Consider the following 14337-nt stretch of genomic DNA (forward strand, 5'->3'; position numbering starts at 1 on the left):
GCCTCGACCTCTAGATTCAAGCCTTTCTCATTGATTTTTGCAGACGGATAACCGCTTTTTGGATACTTGAGAATTGCTGGATTTCTGGGATCACCTTCAATGGTGGAGGGAGTTTTCGGTTTGCTGCGTTGGCCATGGTTTCGAATACATAAAGTAACTGAGCTAGGGTTGAGTCAGAAAGAATCGGCCTGACTGGATTTTTCGAGCAATTTTCTAGTAAATAGGCTAAGTGTTCGATGGAGAAAAGGACCGGCCAATAATATTCTAGTACGCTTGGTTTGACCGGAATCTCGCCTGCTGCAGTACTGTAAAGGGTTTGGGCATGAAATAAGTTCGTTCTCATCTTCAAAAGCTCCCGGCTGTCAGGAGCATAAAATCCAGCTCCTTGATTTGTGAAAAGAATGAACAAACATTGCCCCTGACTGCGAATTGTTTTCGTAATGACATGAGGGAGCAAACTTGACGCTGACCGCCTCCCTACCAGCCATACACCGATTAGACCAATCGCTATCCCAATCACAACATCAATAATTCTAGCAGAGGCAAAATAATTAAAACTAAAGGTACCTGGATTGGTACTTTCTGCCATCAACAACGCATTAGGTGTAAAAAATAGCGCTGCTAAACCATAATTTTTTACAATAAAAAGCTCCGTTATAAAGGTTAAAAGGAGAATAAAAAAGATAATCATGTATCCAGTCGGATGTGCAGCAAGAATTAAACCGGCAATCACAATCCCCATCATTGTACCAAGAGCCCTCTGAATCGCACGATGAAAGGTTGAAACAATAGTAGCACCTGACATCACAGCGACACAGGATAACGGCACCCAATAAGATCTCTCCAGCTCAAATTGATAGGCAAAAATAGCCGCAATCATCGTAATAACCCCGAAACGAACAGCCGAAATAAACACAATTGAACTTTTATCAAAGGCCCCTAAAAAGACACCCTTATAGGACGGCTTAGAAATTTCAATCACTTGTTCAATCTTAGAGTTTGGTTCATTCATAACGGCGTCAGCATCAAATACAGCAACAAACAGCGCAGCAACCGATTCATCCATATCATTCGGCTGAAGAATTCGTTTTGGTGTTGCCTGTTTCTTTTTTCTATCCATTGAATAGGCGATTTCCCTCACAGCATCCCCCAATTCAGGCGGCATTGGAGCACTTTTTTTCGAAAAATGTTCAAGTATGTATAAAAAAATTACATTTGCATGGTCGTTTAATACATACAGACGCTTAAAAAAGTTGTCTTCCCTCCAGGAAATATATCCGGCAGCAAGCGTCTCTTCTGCCTCCTTCAGTACGGACATTACCCGATGTCTTGCCTCATGAAATTTCTCAGTCCCGATTGAATCAAGCAAGGCAGCAAGCTCAAGGAAAACTCTTTTGACAACAGTTGTTTCTGGACCATGGGGCTCAAAAAACCAGCCAATCATGGCGATGATCCATGACAGTGTTCCTCCCAAGAAGACAAGGCTGGCACGAAGAAAAGCAAGCTCCGGCTGAATCGGCATGCCTGTGGTCATCGCAAACACTAATACGAAAAAGATCGCCGAAGGTCCGATGATTTTTAAAGCACCAAAAATAAACACAGCTACGGCCCCGATTAATCCTATCAAAATCGAAACCGCTAACGGATAAGGAGCCGCTACCGTTCCGAGCCAGGCAACAAAAGTCATTCCAAGCACAACAAAGAACAGCTTCTTCGCTCGCTGAGCATAGGGAATGTTGAATGTATAGAGATACGTGAAGCCGCCCATTCCTGCAATTAACCCATAGGCAAAATTACCGAGCCACAATCCTATTAATACAGGCAATGCCGCAGACACCCCAGCGCTAAAAGCCTTCACCCATGGAAATGGCTTTCGATTCACAGTCAAAGCCTGTTTGAATATCGACGGGGGTTTGGGAGTGTTGGATTCTGCGGATTCAGTCGTTTTGTTATCGCTCATCATAATCGCTTCTTTCTATAAAGTATACCTCATCAAAAAACACACAATCTTCATTATCATTCCGATAAAGTTGGGCAGTTATTCACAAACAGCCTGTCATCACTAACCCGCCTTTTTTTAATGACCAACAAAAAAATCTCTGCAGATATCTCACTGCAGAGCAAATCAGAGGGACGGTTCTCTTGCTTCCAAAGGGGTGTAGAAGGAAGCAAGAGAACCGTCCCTCTGCATTAAAACTGGGGAGCCCTCTCATTGCTTTGGAAACATGGGGTCCTTTTTTAGCGAATATTTACTTCAACTGGTTCAGCTACTAGGTTCCATTCTTTTCCATGTGCACTGAAAGTATGTGTGACAAATACATTTACTTTGCCTGGTTTCAGTGCTTTGATGGTGTTTCCTTCAACGACAACATTGTCTTGGTCACCGGATACAAAGAGTTTTGTTTCAATATTTTCTTTCTTGTCTTCACGGTAGTGCATAAAGGCTTTTGCTTGGATAACTGCAGAATCTCCAACTTTTAGATTTCGCTTTTTGATTGGTGTTTCCAGACGGATTGGTACATCTGTCAGCCATTGAGTGTAATCTGTGATTGGTCCGATTACTCCTTGCTCCAGCTGATTTCCTAAGTGCTGCTCATTTCTAAACGTCCAGTGCATATTCATCATACCGCGCTGGCGCATATAAGTGGTAAATTCTTTAGATATGCTGCCATAGCTTGCATTCAGTGTGGCATTCATACCGGAAGCGTAGTTAAGCATTTGCTGGGCATTTTTTAACTTTGCATCGGTTGTAGCTGGAACGCCTGCCGAGAATAGGTAGCCAATCCCCACTTGAGGATTTACTTCATCTGACTTGATTATTTCTCCTAAATGAAAGCTTTGAATGAGGACCTGATCGGTCATACCTTCTTCTTCAATTTCCTTCATCGTCTGCTCAGCAACATCAGTGGCTTTTAGTTCAACTAGCAGTACCACATCTTTTCCTTTAAAAGCTTGCAGATATTCCCGGAAAGTCGGTACCTTTTCTCCTGCAAATTCAGGGCCATATTTGATGCCGGCATCTAAAGCACGGATTTGTTCTAGGGTTAGGTCTGCTACATTCCCTGTTCCGTTTGTTGTACGGTCAACCGTATAATCGTGCATGATTATAAGATGTCCGTCCTTTGTCCGTTGTACATCCGTTTCAATTAAGTCCGCGCCAAGTTCATAGGCTAATTGGTAGCCTGCCATTGTATTTTCAGGCGCGAGCGATGGAACTCCGCGATGCGCAGCAACAATCGGACGCTGAACAATTGTATTTTCAGGATATTGGCTGTAAGCAGATACGGCTGCCTGTTCATCTTTAGCAATGATTCCATCAACACCTAAATGGATCAGACTATGCGCATCACTTTCATTCTCGCCACCGATTCCCCAAATTGATATCGTACGGCTATGTAAGTAGTGCACGACTTCTGGAGTAATTAGCTTTTGCGGAATAACTGCGACCTTTGCATTGCTTTCATGGATTTGCAGCGCCAATTCCTTCAGATCATGTTTATTTAAAGCATTTTTTGTGTAAAAAACAGCTCCCCTGACGAACGGAATTCCTTCCTTGAATTGTTTTACTAGCTCAGTATTTGAAGACATTACAGATATATCTTGAAGCTGCTGGGCTTTAATAAAATCCTGTAGTCCTGTAATCGTTTTTTCATCTTGGATTTGGAAAATCGGTATCATTTTTCCCTTCATCGCTTTAATCACTTCGGAAAGCGGTGTATCGTTTACAAACAATTTGCCCTGAGCATTGGTATGTACGGGTAGAATCATCGAAGAAACATCCTGGCTATTCGCAATTTCTTCAACAGTTTCAAAATTAGAAATAACAGTTGGCGCATTGACGATATTGGTTTCAGGCTCATCAGCAAGGAAAGCCTTTGAATTCTCTAACGGCGGCAATTCTTCCGTATTCGTGGTTACTTTTACATTATCAAATTGGACCGTAACGCCTGCCGCCTGGAATCCAACATCCCCTTTAGACCATTTAGTTGCTAAATCAGTATCAATGACAAGCTGCCCATTTACAAATTGTTGTACACGGTTATCCTTTGCAACGATTTTTAAATGATAGCTTTTACCGAACTGAAAAGGTTCTGGATAAAAGGTTTTTTCCGGTACATCCCACTGATTTCGTTCATTGCGAATCGCAAACTCCAGTCCGTTTAACGCAGTTGTCCCTCTTCTTACCGCAAATTGATAATATGGATAGTTATCCTCTTGAACGCGATACATCATCGATGCCCAGCGTGTATCCTCCACAGCTGAGATAAACGTCATATCGGCTTCAAATACATAATCACCCGACTCATCTTCTAGCGGAATCAAGACACGGCTTGGTTTTGAAGTTGCTGGTGATGTCAGCTGCAGTTTGCCCTCCTTAACCTCAGCTTGGCCTTCAAGCAGCTTCCAGCCATTCGGCAATGTTTGTCCTGTCAGTTGATCAAAATTCTCAGTAACTAGCAAGCTCTCTTGTCCGCTAGCTTGAACCGTTGTCCCAGGAATTATTGGAATTGAACTAATCCCAATCGCCATTAAACTAGTTAATACAATTGGTGTCACTTTTCTGTGCTGCTTTTTCTGTTTTTTCGACATTTAACGAACCTCTCCCTACTTTTACTAGATTAGCTATGTCATATTGTGTCAAACAAACGTAGAGAGAATATTAAGGAAACATAAATATTTGTAAAGTTCACACTTTTGATTCATTAGTCCTATGAATGGAAGCAGGGGGACGGTTCTTTTGCTTCCTAAACGATGGAAAGTGAGCAGGAGAACCGTCCCCCTGCTTCGCCCTTATGGTGAAGAAAGAGAGGCTGTGCCAAACGGTCGAATAAAGACCTTTTGGCACAGCCTCTCTCTATTTTTGGCAACTTACTTTTCCCGGCTTTAGATGAAGTCCTTTGAGAATTGTTTTTTATATTGCAATGGTGTGTGGCCTGTGATTTTTTTAAATGTTTTGGAGAAGTGCTTGGCTTCAAAAAATCCAACTTTGGCGGCGATTGTATAAACTAACTCGTTGCTGGACTCGAGCATCTCCTTTGCTTTTTGTATGCGATAGGTAATTAAATATTTTTTTAACGTGATTCCCATTTCCTTTGTAAATATCTGACTTAAATAAGAATGATTGATTCTTAAGTCATCTGCCATCGTTTTTAAGTTAATATCTTCTTCGAAATGTTCATGGATATAATCAATCGCCTCTAAGACCATTGGATTTTTAATCATATACCGATTGGAGACTTCACCTCTTAAAAGATGAATCGTTTCGAGAATATCTGTATATTTTTGTTCGATAGATGAATAGATTAACTCTTGTGGTGAAGTGTTTTCAATCAGTGACTGCTTGAGGACAGCTCCAAATTTCTCATGTAAAGCAGCATAGATTCCTGTTTGAGAATAAAAGTATAGTTGATAGTTTAAGCTTGGCTTAATTTTTTCCAAAAAAAGCTCCTCTAGTAATTGTAGCAATTGAGGATTTGTGAATTGATGCTGGATGTATTCTTTAATTTGTTTTAAGCTTTGCTCTATTTCATTGCAGTCTACTTCTTTACTTGATTTATCAAGCAGACTAGGTGTGAGGACCTCTGCTTCCCGGCAGAAAAAATGATAGCCCTTAAGTCGGTGAAAGGTATCATAAGCTGGACGAATATCCTCAATCGTTTTTATTCTCTTGCTTCGATATCGAACAGCGGTTTTGCAATTTAATACATAGTTTAATTTTTTTGTTAATTCCTCAAGTGTTTGATAACGTGTGACTTCACTATTTGTCTGAACGTCATTAATAATGAGACATAGTAATGTAGGACTAATATAGAATACTTCTCCCCCATTATATTGATCTAATACGGTCTGGCATTCTTCACACAAGATTTCTCCCACCCAATAATAGATATTTTTATTTAAGTGATGATCAACATATTCAATATCTTGTAGATCCCATAAATATAAAAAATACCCATCATTTTTCAAACGAAGCTCTGCCTGCTTTTGATAATAAAGAAACTCACCTTTTGTTACTCCGCGTAAAATGTCCTTCAAAAATTCCGTTCTTTCCAATTTTTCGAGGCGCTGATTCATAATGAGATTTGCCGTATCACTTTCCCCAATATAATTAGGAAAACAATGGTAATGCTCATGAAGTGCTGTTGTAAAAAAGTTCTCTAGTTCGTTTGGAAAGTTGGAATCATGATAAGTAGTAATCGCATATGTCAGTTTTTCTTTGGAAATCGTGGAATAAGCCAATAATATTGGAGACAGTTCCGCTTCGGCCAAATCTGCAAAAAAGTTTTGCGCTTGATAAATAGGCGAAGCTAAATGAAAAATAACAATGTCTGGTTTCAATTCAAATACTTTATCACTGAATTCTTCAAACGAACTTGTGTTACATATGATGTCAAATTGAGAGTGGAATGAGCTAGCAGATTGATATAATAATTGACTAATTTGAGGATCAACAAATAATAGAATCCTTGAGGCCATGGTTCATTATCTCCTTGAAACAAACTTTAGTGAAATAAGATAGTATCATTATAGTTTTATTTAACTAAATAATCAAATAATTATGAAAATATAAAAAAAGAACACCATTTTCTAAAAAAAACACGGTTTATATGAAAACGTATTCATTATAATCCATAGTAAGAAGATTGCTTCTAATAAAAAGGAGGGAAGTAGATGTCAGAAATAAGTTTAGAACAAAAAGAAATAGTAGTTGATTCAAATGGCTATAAGAAAACATCTGCAAAACCAGGTTTTTACAAATTGGAAAGGCGGGAAATTGCCGGCTATTCCCTAGTTGATTTTGCCATGAATCTTGTCTTTCAAGCAATTCTGATGTTTCTTACTTTCTACTACACAGATGTTTATGGGCTGACTGCAGCCGAAGTATCACTCATGTTTCTGATTTCGAGATTTTGGGATGTCATTTGGGATCCATGGTCGGGTGCCATCGTTGAGCGGCTTAATCCAAAAAGAGGAAAATATAAACCATATATCCTCTATTTTTCAGTACCATTCGCATTAATCGCAGTTTTAACCTTTACCGTTCCGGATATGGGACATATCGGGAAACTGCTTTGGGCTTATGCAACATATAACCTGCTTAATACATTATTCACACTCATCATTAATCCATATATTTCATTAACTACCGTTATGACAGCTGACCCTGATGAAAGAACAAAATTGAATTCCGTTCGGATGATGTTCGCCCAGGCAGGCGGTGTTGTGGTTGCCTTATTCATTCCCATTTTATCCGCTTATTTTGGAAAAGAGGATCAGGCGACAGGTTATCAAATAACCATTATTCTTTTAGCAGTTATTTCTGCATCTATTTTGCTTTACAGTTATACGACAGTAAAAGAACGCATTCAATCTGCTTCACATCTTGATCCTGTTGGGATCAAAGACATATTCGTCCAGTTATTGACCAATCGTCCGTGCGTCATTTTATTTCTCTTATTCTTAGGAGTTTATGGATTTAATACCGTATCCTCTGCATCAGGAATTTACTTTATTACCTACAACATAGGCCGTGGAGATCTTGTTGGGTTGTTTTCATTATTAAATGTACTGCCATCTGTTATTGCTGTTCCATTTGTTATCCTTCTTGTTAAAAAGCTTAAAAAGAAAAACACAGTCGCTCTAGGATTAATTCTTGCAGGACTCGGAGCAATTGCCTTTTCTTTCATCCCGGCTTCATCCATTACCATGTTGATGACAGCTAAAACCGTTTCTTCTTTCGGATACGGAATTTTGATGGGGATTTTATGGTCCATTATTCCGGATGCTGTTGAATATGCAGAATACAATACAGGCAAGCGCTATCCGGCAGTCATCTACACAACAATAACACTTGGATTAAAAGGCGCTCTGACCATTGGCGGAGTCATTCCAACAATGGTATTAGCGAATGCTGGATATGTTCCAAACGTAACACAATCTGCAGAAGCATTAGGCGGCATCATGTTTATTACTTCATACCTTCCAGCTATTGTTTGTTTGGTCACATTAGTCATTTTTATGGCCTTCTATAATTTGACGGAAGAAAAAGTTGAAAAGATCATGCATGAATTAGCGATCCGTAATGCAGGTAAAAATTAATCAATTAGGAGGTCATTATGAGTAATCGTTTACAAGATTTTTCACTAGATGCCTTTTCATTAAAAGGAAAGGTAGCTATTGTAACTGGCGCCAATCAAGGACTAGGAATGGCCTATGCCGTTGCTTTTGCAAAAGCAGGGGCAGATCTTTACATTCCTCATTTAACGGATGATGTATCAGAAGTAAAAGAATTAATCGAAGCAACAGGGCAAAAAGTTGCCTTTATCCAAGGTGATTTAACAGATAAATCCTATATTCAAAGAGTCGTAGAAGGATGCATCGAGCAATACGGAAAAATTGATATTCTCGTCAATAATGCCGGGGTCGGAATTTTTGGAGACTTCCTCGATTATTCAGATCAGGCATGGGAAAAGGTCATGGACATTAATTTAAATGCTGTCTATTACTTGAGCCATCTTGTCGTTCAAGAGATGGCCAAACAGCGCTCAGGCAAGATCATCAATATCGCATCCGCCCTTGCTTTTACAGCTGATAAAAATTGTCCCCCGTACACAACAAGTAAACACGCAATTGTTGGCTTAACCAAGGTATTTGCCAATGAAGCAGGTCAATACAATATTCAAACAAATGCAATTGCACCAGGTTTTTTGGAAACAGAAATGACAAAAACACTGACAGACAATAAAGACTACTTCAACAAAATTAATGACCGTATTCCTGTCGGCCGTTGGGGTTCCGGCGCCGATTTAATGGGAACTGCCGTCTTTTTAGCAAGCTCAGCATCCAATTATATCAATGGCTGGACCATCAATGTCGATGGCGGCTTTGCTACCACACTTTAGGAGGTAAACACAGTGAAAACAATCGCAGCAGTTAAAATTGGAAAATTAAATGATCCAAATGAAGAAACACGTGGAAGAGTCGATGTCATCGATCTTCCCGAGCAGCCCCTTGGAGAAGAAGATGTAAGAATCCAAGTCGCCTATTGTTCGATTTGCGGTTCTGATCCGCATCTGGTTGAAGGAATTTTCGGATGGGAGCCTCCCTTTGGGATTGGTCACGAAGTATCCGGTGTAATTATGGAACTCGGTCCGAAAGCAACGAAAAAAGGCTTGAAGGTTGGCGACCGCGTAGCCGGGAACTTCTTGAAATTCTGCGGCACCTGCTACTACTGCTTAAATGGCCAGGAGCAATTTTGTGAACATGTACATGATTATAACCGCCCGGGCATGGCTGAAACCATTGTTTGGCATGAGTCACAGGTATGGAAAATACCAGATCATGTATCACTAGAAGAAGCTTGTCTGCTTGAGCCGGTATCGATTGCTGTTCGTATCGTGGATAAAGCCAATATGAAAGTAGGACAGAGAGTTGCCATCTCAGGAGGCGGACCGATTGGATTATTAACACTTCAAATGATGAAAAAATTCGGGGCCACATCGCTAACGTTAATTGAGCCGATTGCGGAGCGCCGCGAATTAGCGAAACGATTTGGCGCAGATCATGTCATCGATCCAATTCATGAAGACGTAAAAGATGCTGCTCAACACATTACAGATGGACGCGGATTTGATGTCGTCATCGAAGCATCAGGCTCCCCTCGGGCAGCGAATGTTACCTGTGATATTGCCGGAAGAGGCGGCACGGTTTTATATATTGCCATGTTCCCTGCAGGCTATGAAATGCCATTAAATTTATATGAAAAATGTTATTTCCAAGAACTAACGATTTCCGGCATTTTTGTCGCACCATATGCGTTTCCGCGTGCACTTCAAATGCTGCCGCAGCTTGATCTGAAGCCTTTCACACAAAAAATCATTCCATTGGAGCAAGGTGTCGAGGCGTTTGAAGCCCATATGAGCGGGAAATATCCAAAAGTATTGATTAAATGCAATTAGAAAAAAGGAGTGTTTAGAAATGACTAGTACTATAAAAAACCTTACCGTTCAAGAATTAGAAGATAAAGCCATTGAAATCCGCAAAAACTTATGTACGTATATCTACCGAATTGGCATCGCCGGACATTTAGGCGGTGAGTTGTCTGTCATTGATATGGCTGTTGCACTCTATTATAAATATATGAATTATGATCCAAAAAATCCAAACATGCCCGAACGTGACCGATTGATTTTAAGTAAAGGCCATTGCGCAGAAGCTCTTTATACGATCTATCAGGACATGGGCATGTACACAATGGACTATATGGTCGATCATTTTGAATCACTTGAAACAGCCGTTTTCAGTATGCACCCTAACCGTAAGTATATCGATGCAATCGAAGCTTCTACAGGCTCTCTTGGTCATGGGATGCCAATTGCAACAGGACTGGCACTTGGTGCACGGATGTCCAATGAAAACTGGCGCACATTCTGTATCATCGGTGATGGTGAACTTCAAGAAGGGACAAACTGGGAAGCCTTTATGACAGCAGGACACTATCAACTTGGCAATCTAGTAGCGATTATTGATAAAAATGATCTGCAAATGTCAGGCCCGACAGGTCAGACCAATTCCATTGACCCATTGGATGCAAAAATGAGGGCATTCGGCTGGGATGTCATTGAAATTAACGGAAACGATATGGGTGAAGTTTGCGCAGCCCTTGAGTCCCTCCCTCCCTCCGATCCTATTATTCGCCGTAAGCCAATTTGTATTATCTCCAATACAGTAAAGGGCAAAGGCGTATCTTTTATGGAAAATGTAGTGGGCTGGCATGCCGGTCAATTGAATAAAGAAAAATGGGAAGAAGCACTAGAATCCATCGAAAACACAAGAAAGGTGAGATAAATTATGGCTGTAGATGTAACGTTAAATTTTGATCAAATTTTATCATCCGCACGTGAGGTATATGGAACGGAATTACGGAAAATGGCAGATGAAGGAATTGATTTTGCGTTTGTTTGTTCTGACAACGTAGCCCCTTCATCAGAGGTCGGCAAATTGATGAAAGCCTATCCAGAGCGCTGTATCAATGTTGGGATTGCCGAAGCCAATCAGGTTGGATTGTCTGCAGGACTTGCTTTATCTGGGAAAGTCGTATTTGCCCAGGTATTTGGACCATTTTTACCACTAAGAGCAGCCGATCAAATTCATGCGGATATTGCGTATAACGATGTACCTGTTCGCTTAATTGGCACTCATGCGGGAGTTACTTCCGGCGGCGGCCCGACACATAATGCGATTGCTGACCTTGCGTTTTACCGTGCAGTACCAAACTTAACAGTAGTTTGTCCGGCAGATGCGAACCAATGCGCAAAGGTTGTTAGACAGTCGATGGACTATCCAGGTCCAATGATTATCCGGATTGCCCGTGGTGCTGAGCCTGATGTTTATGCGGATAATAACTATGAATTTGAATTTGGAAAAGCGATAACCATTAAAGAAGGCGAAGACTTAACGCTAATCGGTACAGGAAGCAGCGTGTACTGGAGTTTAATGGCTGCGAAAAAATTAGAAGAATCCGGGATTCATGCAAGAGTGCTAGATATGCATACGATCAAACCGTTTGATAAAGAAGCGGTTTTAAAAGCAGCAAGTGAAACAGGATGTATTGTTACAGTAGAGGATCACAGTATTAATGGAGGGCTTGGCGGACAAGTCGCTGAGATTATTGCAGAATCAGATATCCCAACCCGATTTAAGCGCATCGGTCTTCCTGATAAATTCGCGATATTAGGTGAACCAAATGAAGTCTATGAATATTACGGAATGGCTCCAGAGGGCATTGCAAAGACAGTCCTTGAATTTTTTAACAATAAATAACAGATAAAGGAGCGGGACATGGTGACTCAATTAATTTGTCAACAATGTGAAGAGTTAATCGAAACAATGCAAGATGAAAAAGCCGGCATATTGTATGGGAAATGTTTGAATTGTAGTCATGAAAAGAAAGAATCTAAATAGGACTAGCTAAAAATGGATCGTATGAAAAGGCCGCTAAGACAAGCGAATGGTCTTGCGGCTTTTTCCCTCTTTCTCAAGTTAATAGAGGAAGTTTTGTTGATTTCATTGAAAATAAGTAAATAGGAAATATAGAGAGGAGAACGAAGATGAGCAAATTCGTAAGTTTGACAAAAAGTTACATAGATGGTGAATGGGTAAGCGGTGACAGCGGCAGGGTCTATCAAGATGTCAATCCTTTTGATAACTCCGTGATTGCAGAAATCAACATTGCTTCCAAACAACAGGTAAAACGAGCCTTTGAAGCGGCTCAAGAGGCACAAAAAGGATGGGCAAGATCATCTGAAAAGGAAAGAAAAGCAGTCATTGAAAAAGCTGCTCAATACTTGAAAGACAATCGCGAAGAAATTGTCCAGCTTGTCAGCCGCGAAACAGGTGGAACGATTTTAAAGGCAAATGTTGAATTGCATCTTGCTTTAGAAGTATTGGAAGAGGCGTTAAATTATGCTGGTGAAGTAGGATCTGTTTGTGAAGTCCCAACAGGTACGGAAGGAAAAGTGAATCAAATCTACCGTCTTCCATTAGGGGTGATCTCTTCTATCTCTCCTTTCAATTTCCCAATGAACTTATCGATGCGTACGATTGCTCCAGCAATTGCCCTTGGGAATACGATTGTTCATAAACCGGATATTCAAGTGGGACTTGTTGGTGGTGTCGTCCTTGCAAAGGCATTTGAATATGCAGGTCTGCCGGCAGGAGTATTCAACATGATCTTAACGGATATAGAAGAAATCGGGGATGAAATGATGGAAAATCCAATTCCTCGTTTAATCAGCTTTACTGGTTCTACTGCTGTTGGACGACATATTGGATCCATTGCCGGACGCAATTTAAAACGAGTGGCACTAGAACTAGGTGGAAACAGTCCATTTGTTGTGTTATCTGATGCAAATGTGGAACAAGCAGTAAACGCCGCTATTTTTGGCAAATTTATTCACCAAGGACAAATTTGTATGATTATAAATCGAATCATTGTTCACAAAGATCAGTACGATGCCTTTGTCGAGCAATATGTTGAACGTACAAAAGGATTGGCTGCCGGGAATCCACAGGATCCGACTACTGTCATTGGACCACTTATTAATGAACGGCAAATTGAAAAAGCACTTGAAGTCGTAGAGTTGGCAAAAAAAGAAGGAGTAACTATAGCTCTTGAAGGAAAGCGGGAAGGCAATATCTTAACCCCTTACATTTTTACTGACGTTAAAAACGATAGTGAACTTGCTCAAAAAGAACTATTTGCCCCAATTGCTTTAATCATAAAAGCAGACAGTGATGAAGAAGCAATCGCGATGGCCAATGAAACAGAAGCTGGCTTAAGCTCAGCCATTTTTACAAGTAATTTAGAAAAAGGTGAACAATACGCACTCCGGCTGGATGCGGGTATGACCCATATCAATGATCAGACTGTCAATGACTCACCAAATATCCCATTTGGCGGCAACAAAGCCAGCGGTCTGGGACGATTCGGAAACCCATGGGTCGTCGACGAATTCACCTCCATGAAATGGGTATCCATTCAAACAAAAGAGAGACTGTTTGCTTTTTAAAAGAGCCATCCCTCTACTCATAAATTAATTTTCAAAAAGAAAAGAAGCAGGAGAACCTCCCCTGCTTCTTTTCTTTTTATATTGGATAAATAGGATCTATGTATTGCTGAGCCAGCTCTCGATGATAGGATGCTTTAATGAGCAGTCGATTTCGTAGTGAAACGCTTATGCAATCATTGACTAGCGCCTGATAATGTCTTGATTTCATTAAATGCCAGTTGTAAAACCATTTGTTAATCATATTCATAGGGATTCCTCCTTTTGATCGTTACCACATAAATCGCAGGAGTCCGTATTCGGTAGCTGGCGAGCATGGTTGTTAATCTTTAGCCCCTATAGCTTTGCGTCACTATTTTTCAATAGTTTTGCCGTTATCGTACGATTTATATGTTTAAATTTCCCATACTTTATTTATGACACATTACACGAAATTAGTCTAGGGTATTTAGTACTAGAAAATAAGTGCATAGGGATGATTCTACTACATTCAAACATTATTTCATCATATCTATTTATTTAACCCAAAATAAAGTAAGAGGTTGATCATTAATTTGATCAACCTCTTTTATATAGGGTTTTATTTCTTATTCACTTGCCGCCCGCTTTTTTTCTGGCTTTGTGATCCGGAATTTCCAATTTGAAATTCATTTCCTAGTTCAATATCATTACGATTGTCCTGTCTTTCTTTTTGCGCTCTTGTTTGATTATTGTTCGTCATGCCTTGTTTTGACATTCTCTTTCCATCTCCTTTCAAATAGTAACGGTT

General features: G+C 40.3%; 12 protein-coding genes and 1 riboswitch. Of the genes, 7 read left to right on the top strand and 5 right to left on the bottom strand.

The features are described 5' to 3' along the window. Positions 1 to 16: 16 nt before the first annotated feature. The 3 genes from R4Z09_RS26885 to R4Z09_RS26895 all read right to left on the bottom strand — a co-directional run bounded on the left by R4Z09_RS26885 (position 17) and on the right by R4Z09_RS26895 (position 6477). On the bottom strand, positions 17 to 1960 hold the full coding sequence (locus tag R4Z09_RS26885) for an FUSC family protein (protein WP_338449733.1): 1944 nt from the start codon (positions 1958 to 1960) through the stop codon (positions 17 to 19). Between the two features lie 278 nt (positions 1961 to 2238). Next, on the bottom strand, positions 2239 to 4590 hold the full coding sequence (locus R4Z09_RS26890) for a glycerophosphodiester phosphodiesterase family protein (RefSeq protein ID WP_338449734.1): 2352 nt from the start codon (positions 4588 to 4590) through the stop codon (positions 2239 to 2241). Positions 4591 to 4884: 294 nt separating this feature from the next. Next, positions 4885 to 6477: an AraC family transcriptional regulator gene (locus tag R4Z09_RS26895; RefSeq protein ID WP_338449735.1), complete on the bottom strand. Its 1593-nt coding sequence runs from the start codon at positions 6475 to 6477 to the stop codon at positions 4885 to 4887. Between the two features lie 195 nt (positions 6478 to 6672). Here R4Z09_RS26895 and R4Z09_RS26900 point away from each other — a divergent pair, with 195 nt between their 5' ends. The 7 genes from R4Z09_RS26900 (at position 6673) to R4Z09_RS26925 (ending at position 13571) form a co-directional block, all read left to right on the top strand. Then, the gene (locus tag R4Z09_RS26900) at positions 6673 to 8100 is read left to right on the top strand and encodes an MFS transporter (protein ID WP_338449736.1); all 1428 of its coding nucleotides are present in this window, start codon (positions 6673 to 6675) and stop codon (positions 8098 to 8100) included. Positions 8101 to 8117: 17 nt separating this feature from the next. Next, on the top strand, positions 8118 to 8903 hold the full coding sequence (locus tag R4Z09_RS26905) for an SDR family oxidoreductase (protein ID WP_338449737.1): 786 nt from the start codon (positions 8118 to 8120) through the stop codon (positions 8901 to 8903). A gap of 12 nt (positions 8904 to 8915) precedes the next feature. Then, positions 8916 to 9959 (top strand): zinc-dependent alcohol dehydrogenase, encoded by a 1044-nt coding sequence (locus R4Z09_RS26910; protein WP_338449738.1) that lies wholly within the window; start codon positions 8916 to 8918, stop codon positions 9957 to 9959. 19 nt (positions 9960 to 9978) lie between these two features. Then, positions 9979 to 10848, top strand: coding sequence for a transketolase (locus tag R4Z09_RS26915; protein WP_338449739.1), 870 nt, complete (start codon positions 9979 to 9981; stop codon positions 10846 to 10848). A gap of 3 nt (positions 10849 to 10851) precedes the next feature. Beyond that, positions 10852 to 11823 carry a transketolase family protein gene (locus R4Z09_RS26920; RefSeq protein WP_338449740.1) on the top strand — a complete coding sequence of 324 codons (972 nt, stop codon included), beginning with the start codon at positions 10852 to 10854 and terminating at the stop codon, positions 11821 to 11823. Positions 11824 to 11841: 18 nt separating this feature from the next. Then, positions 11842 to 11964: a GapA-binding peptide SR1P gene (locus tag R4Z09_RS31205; protein WP_422392222.1), complete on the top strand. Its 123-nt coding sequence runs from the start codon at positions 11842 to 11844 to the stop codon at positions 11962 to 11964. Between the two features lie 146 nt (positions 11965 to 12110). Next, positions 12111 to 13571: an aldehyde dehydrogenase family protein gene (locus tag R4Z09_RS26925; protein WP_338449741.1), complete on the top strand. Its 1461-nt coding sequence runs from the start codon at positions 12111 to 12113 to the stop codon at positions 13569 to 13571. 76 nt (positions 13572 to 13647) lie between these two features. Here R4Z09_RS26925 and R4Z09_RS26930 read toward each other — a convergent pair whose 3' ends face one another. Both R4Z09_RS26930 and R4Z09_RS26935 read right to left on the bottom strand, forming a co-directional pair. Then, positions 13648 to 13818 carry a hypothetical protein gene (locus R4Z09_RS26930; RefSeq protein ID WP_338449742.1) on the bottom strand — a complete coding sequence of 57 codons (171 nt, stop codon included), beginning with the start codon at positions 13816 to 13818 and terminating at the stop codon, positions 13648 to 13650. 48 nt (positions 13819 to 13866) lie between these two features. After that, positions 13867 to 13951: riboswitch (cyclic di-GMP riboswitch) on the bottom strand. 197 nt (positions 13952 to 14148) lie between these two features. Continuing rightward, positions 14149 to 14304: a hypothetical protein gene (locus R4Z09_RS26935; protein WP_338449743.1), complete on the bottom strand. Its 156-nt coding sequence runs from the start codon at positions 14302 to 14304 to the stop codon at positions 14149 to 14151. Positions 14305 to 14337: the final 33 nt, after the last annotated feature.

The organism is Niallia oryzisoli, from assembly GCF_036670025.1.
Lineage (GTDB): Bacteria > Bacillota > Bacilli > Bacillales > Cytobacillaceae > Bacillus_BD > Bacillus_BD oryzisoli.

What these genes read in the sequence shown, in the direction of transcription:
- R4Z09_RS26885 (WP_338449733.1), bottom strand. Translation starts at nt 1,960, where the DNA reads ATGAGCGATAACAAAACGACTGAATCCGCAGAATCCAACACTCCCAAA.
- R4Z09_RS26890 (WP_338449734.1), bottom strand. Translation starts at nt 4,590, where the DNA reads ATGTCGAAAAAACAGAAAAAGCAGCACAGAAAAGTGACACCAATTGTA.
- R4Z09_RS26895 (WP_338449735.1), bottom strand. Translation starts at nt 6,477, where the DNA reads ATGGCCTCAAGGATTCTATTATTTGTTGATCCTCAAATTAGTCAATTA.
- R4Z09_RS26900 (WP_338449736.1), top strand. Translation starts at nt 6,673, where the DNA reads ATGTCAGAAATAAGTTTAGAACAAAAAGAAATAGTAGTTGATTCAAAT.
- R4Z09_RS26905 (WP_338449737.1), top strand. Translation starts at nt 8,118, where the DNA reads ATGAGTAATCGTTTACAAGATTTTTCACTAGATGCCTTTTCATTAAAA.
- R4Z09_RS26915 (WP_338449739.1), top strand. Translation starts at nt 9,979, where the DNA reads ATGACTAGTACTATAAAAAACCTTACCGTTCAAGAATTAGAAGATAAA.
- R4Z09_RS26920 (WP_338449740.1), top strand. Translation starts at nt 10,852, where the DNA reads ATGGCTGTAGATGTAACGTTAAATTTTGATCAAATTTTATCATCCGCA.
- R4Z09_RS31205 (WP_422392222.1), top strand. Translation starts at nt 11,842, where the DNA reads ATGGTGACTCAATTAATTTGTCAACAATGTGAAGAGTTAATCGAAACA.
- R4Z09_RS26925 (WP_338449741.1), top strand. Translation starts at nt 12,111, where the DNA reads ATGAGCAAATTCGTAAGTTTGACAAAAAGTTACATAGATGGTGAATGG.
- R4Z09_RS26930 (WP_338449742.1), bottom strand. Translation starts at nt 13,818, where the DNA reads ATGAATATGATTAACAAATGGTTTTACAACTGGCATTTAATGAAATCA.
- R4Z09_RS26935 (WP_338449743.1), bottom strand. Translation starts at nt 14,304, where the DNA reads ATGTCAAAACAAGGCATGACGAACAATAATCAAACAAGAGCGCAAAAA.